The following is a 14877-nucleotide window of genomic DNA, read 5'->3' as shown; positions in this document are numbered from 1 at the left end:
AGGAGGGTCCGTGTACCGCTCTGCGCTCGTTGAGGGCGTCGCGCCATCACTGGCTCGCGCTGCGTCACTCGAGTCTCCCTTCGGCCTGGTTTCCCGTTCCACCGAGCTGCCCCAAGCGGCCGGAGAGCCGGTCTTCGCGATCTGGACCGGTCTTCTGGGTGATCCCTCTGAGGCGCTGAGGTCACAGCGCACCTGGAATCACCGTGCCGAGGCGGGCAACTTCGACGGGGCCGGCGGGGCCATCGACGCCGATCGCGCCAGACACATCGCGATCGTGGAGACGATGGAGCGCTACTCCAGCTGCTCATGGACGGAGGAGGAGCTGGTGTGGGACACCCCCGCCGGTCTCGGCGAGGCCGCGATCGGGCCGGAGCGCTGGCCGGCGTGCTCGGCCACCGAGCTGGCGGACCCCGACTGCGGACTCATTGCCCCAGACCCCCGCGTCCCCCTGCGTTGGGTGCGCGGCTGGTCCCTGACCCGCGGTCGTGAGGTCTTCGTCCCAGCGGTGCTGACATACCTCAACTTCCCGGTGCGCACTCCCTCCGAGCAGTTCGTCAACCCCATCTCCACCGGCACCGCCGCGCACTCCGACCTGCGCGAGGCGGTCCTGGGTGGCCTGCTCGAGGTCATCGAGCGCGACTCCATCGCACTGACCTGGCTCCAGCGCCTGCGCCTGCCCGCGGTCGCCGTCGACTCCTCCACCCTGGGGGAAGTCGCCGCCGAGTACCACCGGGTGGGCACCTCCACCGAGCTGAAGACCCACCTGTTCGACGCCACCACCGACTACGGCGTCCCCACCCTCTACGCCGTCCAGACCTCCCAGGTCGACCCCGAGCTGGCCCAGGTGGTGGCCGCCACCTGCGACATCGACCCGCAGCGGGCGCTGGCCAAGATCTACCGCGAGCTCGCCTCCTTGCGCATCGCCCTGCGCAGCCACGCCCGCGGCCCGCGCGCCCAGGAGATCAAGGGGCAGGACCTCACCGTCGTCGGTGGCGCCCTGGCCGACGCCGAGCTGTCCATGCGCCACGTCTTCGACTTCCTTCTGGAGGGGGAGCGGCCCGTCCACGCCCTCGATGAGATCGGCACCCTCACGGCGTCCAGGTCCGGCGTCGGCGGTAGTGACAGCCCCGACGGCGCCGGCGGCAGTGCCGGCCCCGATCCGCTCGAGCAGGTCGTCGCCAACCTGGAGCGGGCCGGCGCTGAGGCCATCGTCGTCGACATCCCCACCGACGAGGCCCGCCAGGTCGGCATGCACGTCATCAAGGCCCTCATCCCCGAGGCCATGCCCCTGTCCTTCAGCCACCACGCCCGCTACCTGGCCACGCCCCGCCTCTACCAGGCGCCCCGGGCGATGGGCCTGACCGTCCACGACGAGGCGGGGATCAACCCCGTGCGCCAGCCCTTCGCCTGAAGCCATGAGCTTGACGCCCGCACCACCGTCCACCTCACCGACCGACACCCAGGAGCCCCGACCCGACATGAGCACGACGCCGCCCGCACCCGCCGCGCAGCCGGCACAGCACCCGGCACCGCAGGCCCCCACGGGGCCGGTGACGGTCTACCTGCCCCAGGGCGGGTTCGCGCGCGCCGTCGCCGCGCGGCTCGCCGGGGACGGCGACGTCGTCATCCCGGTCGACCAGGGACTGGTCAGCGCCTACATCCCCTACGCCGACCGCGCGGTCCTCATCGCCGACCCCGACCAGACCGGCCTGCGCGAGGACCTCGACACCCTCTCCTTCACCCGGGGGATGCCCTCCCTGGGCCTGGAGCTGTTCCCCACCGAGCTGCGTTGCGGACCGCTCGTGGTCCCCGGCCGCAGCGCCTGCTACCGCTGCTACGACCGGCGCCGCCGCCAGCACGGCTACCGCCCCCTGCCCCCCGAGGTCCTCTCCGAGCACGGCCCGCTGGAGCAGGCCTACGCCCACCACCACGTGCTCCTGGGCGCCGGACTCATCTCCCTGGCCCTGCAGACCCTCGACGCCCCCGGCCCCCAGGACCCGGCTGCGCAGAGCACCGACGACGTCGCCCCGATCGGCGGCCAGGTGTGGACCATCGACCTCGTCTCCGGCATCACCACCTGCTCGCCGACCGTGGCCGTGGACCGCTGCGAGACCTGCTCGGGACGCTACGAGGGCCGCCGCGACGGCCTGCCCGCGCTCGCGGCCCTCCTGCCCGAGCGACGTCAGGAGGTGGCCTGAGATGGCCCGGGACGCCACAGGCTCCGTCATGCGCGCCGGCGACGTCGGCCGCGCCGCCCGCCGCGACCTGCAGTTCCGCATCCCCCGCAGGCCCGTGGTGCGCCTGGGCCTGCGCGCCCGGCCCGAGGAGACCGGCTGGATCATCGACGGCGCCCGCAAGAGCCAGGTCCTGGGCGGGGCCTTCGCCCGCGAGCACATGGGCCCCCTGCTCCAGGCCTGCGACGGCACCCGCACCCTCGACGAGATCGGCGAGGTCACCGGCATCGGCCCCCAAGCCGCCTTCGAGGCCGTCTCCCTGCTGTGGACCGGCGGCATCGTCGAGGAGGGGGACACCGAGCCCGCCCCCGGCGACCCGGCGCCCGAGCTGGCGCGGCTGCTTTCCCGCCTGGGTGACTCCACCGGCGTCAACGACTCCTGGCAGGACGCCGCCCGCCGCCTGGCCGCCGCCCGGGTCGCCGTCGTGGGGGACGCCGAGCTGGCCGGAGAGATGGTCGCCGCCCTGGAGGCCACCCTGCCCGAGGTGAGGCTCGACAGCGCCCCCCGCCGCGGGGACACCCTCACCGTCCTCATCGAGACCGTCGACTCCACCGACCGCTCCCAGGAGGTGGCGCGCCGCTGCCGGGAGGAGGGCATCGCGCTGCTGCGGGTGCGCGCCGAGCAGGAGGCGGTGACGGTCGGCCCCTACGTCGACGAGGCCTTCTCACCCTGCCTGGCCTGCGCCTGCGCCGACGAGCCCGAGATCGGCCCGCGCCCGGAGGCCGCCCGCCGCGACATCGTCGTCGGCCTGGCCGCCCGGGCCGTGGCCGCCCTCATCGCCCGCGCCACCGTCACCCACCTGCCCGGGGACGCGCGGCGCACCGACCTGGCCACCTTCACCTACTCCGACCGCCCGGTCGTCTCCCGCCCCGGCTGCCCCGTCTGCTCGGTGGCCGGGGCCGGCGAGGAGCCGGTGCCGGTGGCGCCCTCGGCCCCCGTGGGGGCCCGCTACGAGCAGTCCGTGGCCATCCCGCCGGCCGCCTTCGTCGACTCCAAGGGCCACCAGCAGCACTACAAGCCCTCCAACCTGCGCCTCCAGCGCGAGTTCCGCGACTGGCCGGTCTGCCCGCGCACGCCCCTGCCTCCGGCCGACCTGGAGCGCCTCGACCAGCCCTGGCCGATCACGCACCCGCTCACCGACGACGGTTCCGGGACCGACGTCGTCGCCCACCCCACCCTGGGCGAGCTCGCCACGATCCTGGCGCTGTCGGTCGGTGTGCGCGAGCCGCTCGGCGCTGAGTCCACCGGCCCGGAGCAGGCCGAGGCCGCCCAGGCCCCGCTGAGCGCCAAGCTGCGCCGCTGGACGGCCGCCGGCGGCAACATCGGCTCGGTGACCGCCTACGTCCTCGTGCCCGAGCGCGGGCAGGCCGGCCAGGAGGTCACGGAGGCGACCGAGCAGCGGCCGGCCCCCGGCACCTACGTCTACATCGAGCGCGACCACGCCCTGGCTCTCATCGGGCCCGCCCCCTCGGCGGCGGACGCCGGGCCGGACGCAGGGACTGATGCCGCGACGGACGCCGGGGCGGAGCCCTTGCCCGACGGCGTCGGCGCCCGCATCGTCCTGACCGGCAACGTGGACAAGGTGGCCCGCAAGTACTTCTCCTTCGCCCTGCGCATCGCGGTCCAGGACTGCGGCTGCTCCTTCGAGGTCATCCGCCTCGTCGCCGACGCCCTGGGGGTACCGCTGCGCGCCCGGGCCCGCTGGGACGAGCAGCGCATCGCCCGGGCACTGGGCACCGACCCGGCCCGGGAGCCGGCCTGTATCGTCGTCGACCTGGGAGGCCGCCGTGCGCACTGACTTCGAGACGCTGCGCGAGCTCGTCGCCGGATTCTCCGCCGGATCAGGCACTCGCCCCGCCGAGCCGACCTCCGACGGCCTGGCTGCGCGCCGTCCGCGCCCGCCGCTGGACTGCCAGGTCTCGGACGCGCTCGTCCTCGGCCCCCAGACGCCCTACCCCTACAGCCTGCGCCAGACCTTTGAGCGCCGCTCGTCGTCGACCACCTACGGCACCGAGCCGCTCGAGGCCGAGCCTCTCCTGGGCATGGTCCGAGACGCCCTGGCCGACGACGCGCGCACCTGGGGCCAGGACGCAGCGGCCTGCCCCCTGGAGCCCTTCGTGCTCCTCCTGCGCCCGCGCGGCGCCGAGCCGGGCATCTACCGGGTGCGGCTCGACGGCGTCGACCTCGTCCGCCCCCTGCCGCCGGCCGAGGAGATCGAGGGCATGACGGTGCAGAAGGAGTTCGCCCGCGCCGGCGCCATCGTCTCGGTCGCCGCCAACCTCGATGAGGCCGACGCCTGGGGCGGGGCGGCCGGTTACCGCTTCACCATGAGCCGCAGCGCCGCCCTCATCTACTCGCTGCACCTGCGCGCCGCCGCCCGGGGGCTGGTGGGGACGGTCTTCGCCGGCTTCGCCACCTCGGCAGTGCGCCACCTGCTGGACTCCGACGGCGTCAGCCGCCACCAGATGTTCGCCGTCACTATCGCCAGTCCACAGACAGAACCGCCCGATGAGGCGGCCGGCTAGCCCCGGCCCACCACCCGCGAGCGCTGGCGGCCCATCCGTTGGTCCACCGCCCGCCAGACGGACCCAGAACTGCATACCGCGCCACAGAGTTTCACAGACCACCCCGTCCGCGGGGTTGGGGCCCGGTCCCGGCAGACCGGACCCCCGGGGCTCGAAGGGGCCCCGCTCCTGCCCACAAGACATCTGAGAGAAGGAGGTGAACAGCATATGACGAACAGCGCAATCGATCTCACCCTCGCCGACAGTGACTTCGGCGTCGAGGAGCTGCCCGAGGGCAACGCCCTGGGTTGTGCCTTCAGCAGCGCCAGCGCGTCCTGTCCGGCCAGCGCCGCCTCGGCCTCGTGCCCGGCCAGCGCGGCCTCGGCCTCGTGCCCGGCCTGCGCCGCCAGCGCGTCGACGACGTCCTGCTGACGACCCCATGGTGGCGGGTAGGGGACCGGGGTCCCCTACCCGCCACTGGTGGTACCCCGGAGCCCCGTGAACCGACCTGAGGGAGCCAAGAGCCCACGATGAGCACGGTGATGAGTACGGCGAGGACAACGCCGACGATCCCTGGTAGCCGCCCGACGAACCCGATCCCGCGCCTGCGCCGCGGGGTGAGCCTCATCGTCGGGATGGACAACCAGCCGATGCTGTTCGACTCCGACTCGGGCAAGTACCACCGGCTCGGCGCGGCCGCCGCCTTCATCGTGGGCCAGTTCGACGGCGTCCGCCCCCTGCCGACCATCATCGAGGAGCTGCCCCAGGACATCGACGAGGCGGGTGCCAAGCGCATCACGGGCCTGGTCGACAACCTGCGCGACAAGGGTCTCCTGGCGGGCGGGAACCCCGCTCCCGCCGACCCCGCCGCACCCGACGCTTCGGCGGCCCCGGCGCGCACCAGGCGCAGCCGCGGACGCCACACGGCCCAGCCCCGCCGGGCCCGCCACCTCAAGGTCGAGAGGCCCCGCCGCAGCGGGGGCTGGTGGCTGCCCCGCATCATCATCGCCCGCAAGTACCACCGGATCGTCGCCCCCGTTGTCACCCTGCTCCAGCGCCTGCCGGCCCCCGCGCTCAGCTGGGTCTTCCTGGCGCTGGCCGCCTGCGGGTATGCGGCCGGGGCCATGGCGCTCAGCTCCCTGGCCGGGGGACCCCGCCCGGGGGTCCTGGTCTTCGTCACGGCAGTGGCGATCCAGCTGGTGAGCATCCTGCTGCACGAGTCCTGGCACGCCATCGTCGCCGGCTACCTGGGCACCCCCATCCGCGGACTGGGGGTGGCGCTCATGTTCTGGGCGATCCCCATCGCCTACGTCGACCGCACCGACTCCTACCGGGTGCGCTCCCGGAGCGGGCTGACCATGCTGGCCCTGGCCGGCATCTTCTCCGACGGCGTCGTCTGCGGCCTGGAGGCGGCCGTCGCCTGGGCCTCGACGGGAACGGTGCGCCAGGTGGCCCTGACCCTGTGCGCCTTCCAGCTCACCATGCTCGTCACCAACCTCAACCCCCTCACCCAGTCCGACGGCGTCGCCGCGGTCGAGGCGGCCACCGGCTCGGTCAACCTGCGCGGGCGCTCCATGTTCGTGCTGCGCTGCATCCTGACGCGCCAGCCGCTGCCGCCGGGCCTGGCCGTCATGCGGCCCGCGGTGCGCTGGGGCTACTTCATTTACGGACTGGCGTGCTCTCTTCTCGGACTGGTGGCCTTCGTGATGAGCATTGTATGGATAGGCTACTGGCTGTACGCCCTCTTGAAAGGTTTCCTCCTATGACGCAGCCGGTTCTCTCTCGTGCCGGTGCCTCCCCCTCCCAACAGCCACAGCCGCAGCCCGTATCCGCCGTGACCCCCGGGGAGCCCATCCCATCCGCTCCGACCTCCGCCGTACCAGCGCCGGTACCGGCACCGGAGCCGGAGCCCCCGGCCCTGGCCCAGCCCGCCGTGGCCCTGCCGACCCTCGTGCGCCTGGGCGGGCTGCCGGTGCGGGCAGTCCCCGAGACCAGCGCCGCCGTCATCGGCACCCTGGACTACCTGCGCCGGCTCGACGAGGTGCTCGACGGCGCCGCCGACCAGCTGCTCGACCCGCTCTACGAGATCGTCCCCACCCTGGACAAGGCCGAGCGCCGCCCGGTCCTGCGCGCCAAGCGCTGCGTCTTCCAGGGGCGCGCCACCGACCTGTCCGAGGAGGTCCTGGCGGCCCTACCCGCCGAGCTGCGCGCGCTGCTGGAGCGCTGGGACGCCCTGGTGGCCCGCAAGGAGGAGACCCGAGCCCGCCTGGCCGTCCTGGTCGACGTCGACCTGGACCGCAGCCGCGAGCTGCTGGCGGCCGGCCTCGACGAGCCCGGCTACCAGGAGGCCCTGGCGATTGCCGCCCCGGCCCTGGTCTCCACCCTGGCCACCCGCGGCCGCCGGCTCGAGGACCCCCGAGTCCTGCGCACCCTCTACACCCTGGCCACCCGGGCCGCCCTCAAGACCAGCCCCTTCTCGGGACTGACCACCGTCAACGAGGCGGGACAGCCCTCCACCGGGCGCAGCCACCGCATGGTGGCCACCCACCTGGCCTACCGCATCCTGAGCGCCACCGCCCAGGACCTGGCCGCCGACGGCGCCCTCTACCTCGAGCCCGCCCCCGTGCGCCGCTCCTACAGCGCCGCACCCGGCCCGGACGCGGCCGGCGCCTACGGCCAGTACCCCTCCCGGGAGGTCGAGGCGGAGGCGCTGACCGTCGTCGGCGAGCACGAGTACGGCAACGGCATGGTCTTCCGCCAGGAGACCATCCAGCCCGCCCGCTGGCTCCAGGAGACCCACGACGCCCTCACCGGCGGCGGCATGCACGCCGTGCTCAGTGTGCGCGACGCCTGCGAGCGCGTAGGTGGCGCCGACCCGCGCCTGCGCCTGGAGCGGCTGCTGGCCTCCGGCGCCATCGTGCCGCACGTGCCCTGGTACCGCGGGGAGAACCCCTTCCCGCTGCTGGCCGCCTCGCTCTCACCGGAGCAGCAGCGCCAGTGGGGCAAGGATCTGGCCTGGCTGGCCCGGCTCGACGACGCCGTCGGCGCCGCTGACGGGCCCGGCCGCGCCGAGCTCCTCAACCGCACTGTGCGCCTGGCCGAGCGCGTCTTCCCCGACGGCGAGCTCGGTGAGCGCCCCAGCGGCTTCCTCTACGAGGACCGCGAGTCGACCCGCAGCTGGGTCGACCCTCTCGAGGACGCCCCCTTCGAGCAGGACGTCAAGACCCTGGGCGAGCTCGCCGACCCCTGGGTGGCCCGCTCCCACATCTACGACCTCATGGTGGCCCGCTTCGTCTCCCTGTTCGGAAACGGCGGGGTGTGCAAGGACCCGCTGGCCTTCTTCATGACCATCGCCCACGCCCCCGACGGCGACCAGGAGATGCTGCGCGCCGCCGGGCTCGACTATGCCGCCGGCCCCGACGAGGAGCGCGCCGCGCTGTCCGGCGGGTTCTCCGGCTCGCCCAGGCACCTGGGTGCCTTCCTCCAGCCGGTGGCCCCCAGCGCCCGGACCTACGCCGCCGGCGGGGGCCTGACCGTCGTCAACGCCTTCACCAATGCCAACGGCTCCCTCCAGGCCCGCTTCCACCGGCTCCTGGGCTCCGGCTTCCGGGAGCGCCTGGCCACACGGATCCGCACCTCCTGGGGTACCGAGCGGGTCCTGGAGATCCAGGCCAGTACCGAGTGCAACACCGGTCAGGCCGTCTCCTGCGGGCTCCTGCCGCCGCTGGGGCTGCCCGGTGAGCCGGGGGCGCCGGAGGCGGTCCCTCTCAGCTCCCTGCGGCTCGTCCACGACCCGGCCACGAGCACCCTGTTCCTGGCCGACGACGCCGGGCCCGTGGGACTGGCCTACCTGGGCCTGACCCCCCAGTACCTCCTGGGCGGCTACCTGTCCTGGCTGGTGCTGCTGAGCGACCCCTGGTCCCGGCTGCCCCCCTTCGCGGACCACTGGACCAGCCGCCGTCGGGACCTGAACGGGCCTCTGCCCGACGAGGTGATGCACTCCGAGCGGAACGTGGCCGGCCGCCTGGTGACCCGCCGCGAGTCGTGGACCTTCCCGGCCCACCAGATCGCCCCGCTCATGGACCGCGACCTGACCACGACTCTGCTGCACATGGACGACCTGCGCAAGCAGTGGGGCATACCGACGGAGGTGTTCGTCCACCAGCACATGCCCTCCCAGGGTGCCACCTTCGACCAGCACAAGCCCCGCTACGTGGACCTCACCTCACCGGTGTCGCTGCTGGCGCTGCGCGGCTGGATCGACCCCGGCGCCGCCCACATCAGCTTTGTCGAGGCCCTGCCGGCCCGCGGCGAGGCCCTGGGGCTCACCCAGGACGGTGAGCCGACGGTGGCCGAGTACCTGGTGGGACTCCAGTGGCCCAAGAACCTGGGAGGCATGGCATGAGCACGCACGACGACGTCCAGTCCAACCGGCGCGAGCAGCGCAACCAGCCCAGCCGGCTCATCCGCTCCCGCAGGCTGCGCTGGCTCGGCGGGCGCTCGCGGGCCGGTGAGCAGGCGGAGCGCACCGGGCCGGCGAGCCAGGGTGGCCAGATGGACCAGGTGGGCCAGATGGGCCAGCCCAGTCAGGCCGGCCAGGCCGGAATGGTCGGCCTGGGGGGCGCGACGTCGCAGGCTGGTGGCTCGATCCCGGGGATCCAGCCCCTGGAGATGGCGGCCGCCGACTTCGGCAACCTGCGTGCCCAGCACAGCGCGATGCGTCAGCGGAGCGCGGCGATGGCCGGTCAGCGTGAGGGGGTCGGCTGGCTGTATGCGCGGATCTACTGTGCTGGCGGGGACGACACCGACGCCCTGCTGCCCGAGGTCGCCCAGTGGCTGGATCGGGCCCGCGGCCAGTGGGACATCCGCTCGGCGCACTTCCTGCGCTTCGTCGACCTGCGCGGCCACCACATCCGGCTGCGGCTCAAGGCCGTCGAGGGCGTCCTGGATGAGGCCTACGCGAGCATGCGCGAGCTGGGGGCCGTGGCCCAGCGCACCGAGGCGCGCACGGTCGAGCGTCTCGTCTCCGATCCGATGACCGGGGGGATCGGCGCGAGCCGGCCCGGCATCACCTTCGGCGTCTACGGCCCCGAGTACGACAAGTACGGGGGAGTGGCCGGTGTCGAGGAGGCCGAGCGGCACTTCTACGTCTCGAGCCGATGGTGCCTGGACCACCAGGTCTGGCAGATCCCGAGGCCGGTGCCGCGGGCGGCCCTGGCCGCGCGGTTCCTGGCGCTGGCGGCCCGCAGTGCGCCACTGCCCGAGGCCGAGCTGCTCTCCGCCCACCTGCGGATGTGGGGCTCGCGGCTCCCCGCGCACCTGCGCGACGGCAGCGCCCTGGGGCCGATCGTTCAGCAGCTGCTGGAGGTCATCGAGTTCCAGTTCGATGAGATCCCGTCCTGGAGTCAGGCAGCGGCGGCCGTGGGCGAGCTGGCCGACGACGCCGGGCGCGCCATCGGCGTCATGGGGGCCGGCACCGGCGGGCGCCGGGCTCTGGACCTGCTGCACATCGACGTCAACCGGCTCGGCCTCAACCCGGCCGAGGAGTGCATCGCCGGGCTGTGCGCCCGACAGCTCCTGACCGGGGGCGCCGTGCCCCCGGCCCAGCCCTCAGCCGCCGTCGGGTAGCCGGGCGCCGCCTGGCCCCGGAGCCCCGAGGCGCGCCGAAGTGTCCATGAGAAGGGCCCTGATTGTCGATGAAGGGCGCCAGAGTGTCCATGAAGGAGCTGCCGTCAGGCTGGGCCTAGGGGTACTCCACGAGGGGCGGGTGCTACTAGGGGAGGTTCGGGGGTACTCCATGCGGTCGGGACCTTCGTGGAGTACGCACAACCCCTGGTGGGTAGGACCCGACCCTCGTGCAGTGCGGGCGCAGCGCCTGGGTCGGCCTGTGACTCCTAGGTCCTGTTGCATATGTCCGGGCGGAGGCCGGTTCTCGCCAGTGGCCGACGTCGCGGTCGTACCTTAGGGCTCGCGTTCGAGGGGTAAAGGGTATGAACGCGCGCCCTAAGGTACGAACACGCGGACGCTTCACCCCACTTTCGCAACAGTCCCTAGTCGCCGGTTCCCGGTCTGATCTGCTTGTGCGCCTTCAGTCGTCCAGGTGGGAGACGAGCTCGGCGGCCAGGCCCGTGTAGGTGGCGGGGGTCAGGGCCAGCAGTCGCGCCTCGACGTCGTCGGGCATGCTGAGCCCGGAGATGAACTCGCGCATGCCCTCGGGCGTGACCTTCTTGCCGCGGGTGAGCTCCTTGAGGCGCTCGTAGGGGTCGGCCATGCCGGTCGCCCCGGCGCACCCCGCACACCGGAGCCCGCCTGCTCATCGAGGCACAGGCCAGGCGTCTCGAGGTTCTGCTCGCCGATGGCACCACGCTCCGGTCCGGGCCTCCGGGGGCGTCCTCCAGCGCCTGATCCAGACCTACGGGGCTGACGACACGGGCCTGGGAAAGTACCTGATGCAACAGGCCGTCCCCGACAGGTTGGGGAGATTACGGCCCCGGCCTGCACTGGGCAACCCACTTATCGTGTCCACCACGGCCCACGAGTTTTGCGGGCATTTTTCAGTGAGGTACTGAATCCCCTTCGCGGGCACTCCAGATGAGTCTCGTCGGCCACTTCCTCCGGTCCCCGACGTGATGATTTGCTAGGTACACAATCGACTTTCACGTCGACAAGGGGAGATTCGTGAAGTGCCTACGTCATGCTCCGTCCAGGGCTGCGTGAGGGCTGGCCAGGGGCTTTGGTGAGCGCAGGGCGGTCAGTGCGGTGGGTGTGACGGCCAGTCGTGGGGAGGTGTTTGGGTTTGTCGTCCTCAACGGAGCAGATAAGGCCACGTTGTGAGGTCATCATTCTTGTCTCAGTCGCGGTAGCCTACATTAGTTCCTTCGCCTGAGCGGTGATTGCTGACGGTGACGCAGGTCAGCCGCCTATGCTCTCTGCGGAAAACGATGTCGGTTACCCTACTTCAGTAGGGTTTTCCTGGGATGTCTTTGGTTTCGCTCCAGGCATCGTGCTGTGTAGTTTTGCCGGGGCGATCTCGATCGTCTTTCGGGTCCCAGTTGGACGTGATCTGTGCTATTCTGATAAGTGGCGCCTCGTTGGTGCTCCCCTCTGATGCTGGCCTAGAGTTGATGTCGAGCGACTCCCCCTCTCATGTCGGCGTCATGCTCGCAATTGTCGTCCTCGTCGCATGGATAATCGTTGGAAGTTGAGTTTCTACGGTAATCCTTCGGTGCAGAGGTGTCTAGCGTCCTTCTAGACAGGAGTATTTTCTATGAGTGAATCTGTCGGTCCTGGAAATTCTGTTCGTGTGAGGACAATCGTTGGACTGGTCGTCGGTGTCGCCGCTACAGCTGTGGCCGGTATTCTCGTCGCTGTCGATGGTGGGCATATCCTGGCCGCCCGGATGTTGGGTGCTGTCGGAATGGTTGCTGCGTTGCTTGGTGCCGTCGGCTCAATTCGATCTTCCGGGACGGGGGCTAAGGCGATGTTCGCGATAGTGTCCGTCCTCCTGTTTGTGGCATCGTCGACGGTCTACGGTTTGACCTGGAGTTGAGTGAATTATTCTGGATTCAATACCTCTGCGCGTTCTCAATCTATAGAGGCAGAACATCCACTCACACATGAATTGCCTCTGGTTGGCTTTGTATATAGTGGGGAAGTCGAATTGTGCGGGGTTTGCTGGAGGCGGCGATGATCGGAGGGATCGCTGCCTTACGGTTCGGGTGTACTCCACGAGCCGGGGATCTTCTGTGCTGTCTCCTCACTTCTGAGACACTCGGTCGGGTGAGAACCCGGGGCAGGCGGGCGGTCCTAGAGGTGAGGGTGGGGGCGAAGGGAAGAGGCCCGGTGAGGTCTCGGTGTCCACGGTGCTGACATCAGCGCTGCACTGACTTCCCAGCCGGAAAGAAACCCTGGGATTCCAACGATCTGTGTCAGGTGGTTCGACGGCTGGCGCGCTGATGTCAGCGCTATGGACACGTGGCCATTGCCGGACCCGCCGGCGGGCCCTCAGTCGTCCAAGGTGGGAGACGAGCTCGGCGGCGCGCGCATCAAGCGCGGCGGTACGTGGTGGTGGTGTCACCTCGACGGCCGTCTTTCTCAACGAATCCGGCCTCCTCGAGATGTTTGAGCGCGTACGTCACCTGGCGCGGTGACAGGCCTGTGGCCTCGACGATCTGCTGGCGCGTGCGTGGCCCGTCCTCGAGGCTGGCCCAGACGGCGGGCGTGTTGGTGGACAGGGCGGAGATCTCTGGGGGAACAGTGATGTCTGTGGTGCCGGAAGTCGGTCGAGTGCTGTCGGAGGCCAGAACGTAGGAGGTGGAGCCGCGTTGTCCTTGGGCCTCGGCGTAGCCCCGGTTCACCAGCTCCTGGAGCTGACGACGGGCCTGCTGGGAGTCGCAGCCGAAGCGACGGCGATAGGCGGAGTTCGTCCACGACTTTCCGTGCCGCATCTCGACCAGTGCGTGGCGCTGCTCGATGCCGAGGCCCTGGGCTTCAAGGCCGGACAACCAGGTGAGATCCTCGGGTGAGAGGAGCGTGCTTCGGGGAAGCAGGGCCGTGAAACGTACACCGGTGTCCTGAAAGCGGACGGGTTCCATGTCTGCCTCTCGCAGGGCGCGACGGACCTCCCGGATACCGGAGCCCAAGCCTTCGATCACGCGCCGTCCCTCGTGGTCCGTGGCGAAGGTGCAGATGGTGTAGAGGTGCTCGTTGACCGCAGACTTCCCGTCTCGTGTGCCGAGCTGATCCACGCTCAGCCCCCACAGACCACCTGGGCTGGAGATGATGAGGCGGTCGTGCAGCAGACGCATCTCAACCCCTTTCGAGAGTGCGGGCTCGGAGAGGTCTCGGTGGACGAGAGCGTTGGCGACGAGCTCACGAACCGCGATGAGCGGGAACTCGTGGACATCGCGGCCGTGCCCATCATTCCCGAACTGGATGCGTGTCTGCGTGGTGCGTGCGACCCAATCGACGGCGTCGGCGAGCATCTGAGGCAGGGGGCCCGCGATTGTGAGCCGATCTGTTGCTCTGACCGCGTCATTCGTGTCGGTGACGGCGGCTGTGATGGACAGGCCGGGGAAGTGCCTCTGGGGATAACGGCCCAGCGCGTACAGCCCTGCCCGGGTCGCCTCTCCGTCCTCGGTGAGGATGTTCAGGTTGATGAGGACCTCGGTATCAGACTGGCCGCTGAGCGCGGTGGAGCCGGCACGAACCGCTCGCAGAAAGCGCTGAACCAGATCGTTGTCGAGGCTGTCGATGGAGGTAGCGGGAACGGCAACGGAGTCCTGCCGAGGACGTTGGTGGCGCAGAAGGAGCTGCTGCTCCTCCTGCTGCGACATGCGGTAGTCGCCGTCGTACTGGCGGAGGTACGCCGCCCCCGTCTCTCTCCACCGGCATGGCTTGCTGTTGACGGGAACTTCCTGCACGTTGGCGGCGACGACGGTCTCGCCCTCAACGGTGATGGCGTGCGTATCGACAGCGATCTCGGTGGAGAAGCCCTGACGAGCCTGGGAGATGAGGGCCTGCTGGAGCTCGTGCGGGTCCTGGACTCCGACGACGGCAACCGGATCCTCGCCGACGCCCAGGAGGATGGTGCCGCCTCCAGGAAGATTCGCGAAGGCCGACAGCGTGGGACCGAGTGCGCTGCGGGAGTACTCGGAGAATGTCTTCGCCTCGATCTCAAGGCAGTCGCCGCCCTCCAGTGCCAAACGAGCGAGGGCCTCCGTGAGGTCAGTCAGATCGACAATCACATGTCAATTGTACATCAAGTGTCGATGAAGGGTCCCAGAGTGTCCATGAAGTGTCGATGAGATGTCCATGAAGGGCCGTGGAGTGTTGATGAAGGGCCCGAAAGTGTCGATGAACGACCATGAGTGTCGATGAAGGACGTCATGTGTCCATGAAGGAACTGCTGGCCGGCTGGCGGTCTGGGCCAGTGCCGGACCCGCCGGCGCGCCCTCAGTCTTCCAGGTGGGAGACGAGCTCGGCGGCCAGGCCCGTGTAGGTGGCGGGCGTCAGGGCAAGCAGCCGCGCCTCGACGTCGTCGGGCATGCCGAGCCCGGAGATGAACTCGCGCATGCCCTCAGGCGTGACCTTCTTGCCGCGGGTCAGCTCCTTGAGGCGCTCGTAGGGGTCGGCCATGC

10 protein-coding genes and 2 pseudogenes are annotated in these 14877 nt (G+C 70.6%); 9 read left to right on the top strand and 3 right to left on the bottom strand.

The window, feature by feature from the left end:
* The first annotated feature begins 10 nt into the window (after nucleotides 1–10).
* The 8 genes from HMPREF2883_RS11435 to HMPREF2883_RS11400 all read left to right on the top strand — a co-directional run bounded on the left by HMPREF2883_RS11435 (nucleotide 11) and on the right by HMPREF2883_RS11400 (nucleotide 10366).
* Entirely contained in the window at nucleotides 11–1411 is a 1401-nt protein-coding gene (locus tag HMPREF2883_RS11435) for a YcaO-like family protein (protein ID WP_070662527.1), read from the top strand.
* A 67-nt stretch (nucleotides 1412–1478) separates the two neighbouring features.
* A complete protein-coding gene (locus tag HMPREF2883_RS11430; protein WP_070662525.1) occupies nucleotides 1479–2198 on the top strand; it encodes a cyclodehydratase in 720 nt (239 codons plus the stop codon).
* Between the two features lies 1 nt (nucleotide 2199).
* Nucleotides 2200–4032: a nitroreductase family protein gene (locus HMPREF2883_RS11425; RefSeq protein WP_070662522.1), complete on the top strand. Its 1833-nt coding sequence runs from the start codon at nucleotides 2200–2202 to the stop codon at nucleotides 4030–4032.
* Nucleotides 4022–4759, top strand: coding sequence for a hypothetical protein (locus HMPREF2883_RS11420; RefSeq protein WP_070662519.1), 738 nt, complete (start codon nucleotides 4022–4024; stop codon nucleotides 4757–4759). Before HMPREF2883_RS11425 ends, HMPREF2883_RS11420 begins: the two co-directional genes overlap by 11 nt.
* A 207-nt stretch (nucleotides 4760–4966) precedes the next feature.
* Nucleotides 4967–5170 carry a thiocillin family RiPP gene (locus HMPREF2883_RS11415; protein ID WP_070662518.1) on the top strand — a complete coding sequence of 68 codons (204 nt, stop codon included), beginning with the start codon at nucleotides 4967–4969 and terminating at the stop codon, nucleotides 5168–5170.
* Between the two features lie 98 nt (nucleotides 5171–5268).
* Nucleotides 5269–6504 (top strand): PqqD family protein, encoded by a 1236-nt coding sequence (locus HMPREF2883_RS11410; RefSeq protein ID WP_070662517.1) that lies wholly within the window; start codon nucleotides 5269–5271, stop codon nucleotides 6502–6504.
* Complete coding sequence (locus tag HMPREF2883_RS11405; protein ID WP_083303179.1) at nucleotides 6501–9143, top strand: lantibiotic dehydratase; 2643 nt, start codon at nucleotides 6501–6503, stop codon at nucleotides 9141–9143. The genes HMPREF2883_RS11410 and HMPREF2883_RS11405 overlap by 4 nt, the downstream gene beginning before the upstream one ends.
* A complete protein-coding gene (locus HMPREF2883_RS11400) occupies nucleotides 9140–10366 on the top strand; it encodes a thiopeptide-type bacteriocin biosynthesis protein (protein WP_070510876.1) in 1227 nt (408 codons plus the stop codon). The genes HMPREF2883_RS11405 and HMPREF2883_RS11400 overlap by 4 nt, the downstream gene beginning before the upstream one ends.
* Nucleotides 10367–10826: 460 nt before the next feature.
* Here the strand turns inward: HMPREF2883_RS11400 and HMPREF2883_RS11395 are convergent.
* Nucleotides 10827–11042 (bottom strand): annotated as a pseudogene (locus HMPREF2883_RS11395) (adenylosuccinate lyase); the annotation flags it as partial.
* Between the two features lie 963 nt (nucleotides 11043–12005).
* Between HMPREF2883_RS11395 and HMPREF2883_RS11390 the strand changes: the two are divergent.
* A complete protein-coding gene (locus HMPREF2883_RS11390) occupies nucleotides 12006–12287 on the top strand; it encodes a hypothetical protein (RefSeq protein ID WP_141745003.1) in 282 nt (93 codons plus the stop codon).
* Between the two features lie 496 nt (nucleotides 12288–12783).
* On the opposite strand, the gene HMPREF2883_RS11385 is transcribed toward HMPREF2883_RS11390, so the two are convergent.
* Complete coding sequence (locus HMPREF2883_RS11385; RefSeq protein WP_070662507.1) at nucleotides 12784–14484, bottom strand: ATP-binding protein; 1701 nt, start codon at nucleotides 14482–14484, stop codon at nucleotides 12784–12786.
* Between the two features lie 208 nt (nucleotides 14485–14692).
* Nucleotides 14693–14877 (bottom strand): annotated as a pseudogene (locus HMPREF2883_RS11380) (adenylosuccinate lyase); the annotation flags it as partial.

Origin of the sequence: Actinomyces sp. HMSC075C01 (assembly GCF_001812965.1) — a bacterium.
Classification (GTDB): Bacteria; Actinomycetota; Actinomycetes; order Actinomycetales; family Actinomycetaceae; genus Actinomyces; species Actinomyces acetigenes.
This window is presented reverse-complemented; position numbering and strand designations above follow the sequence as displayed.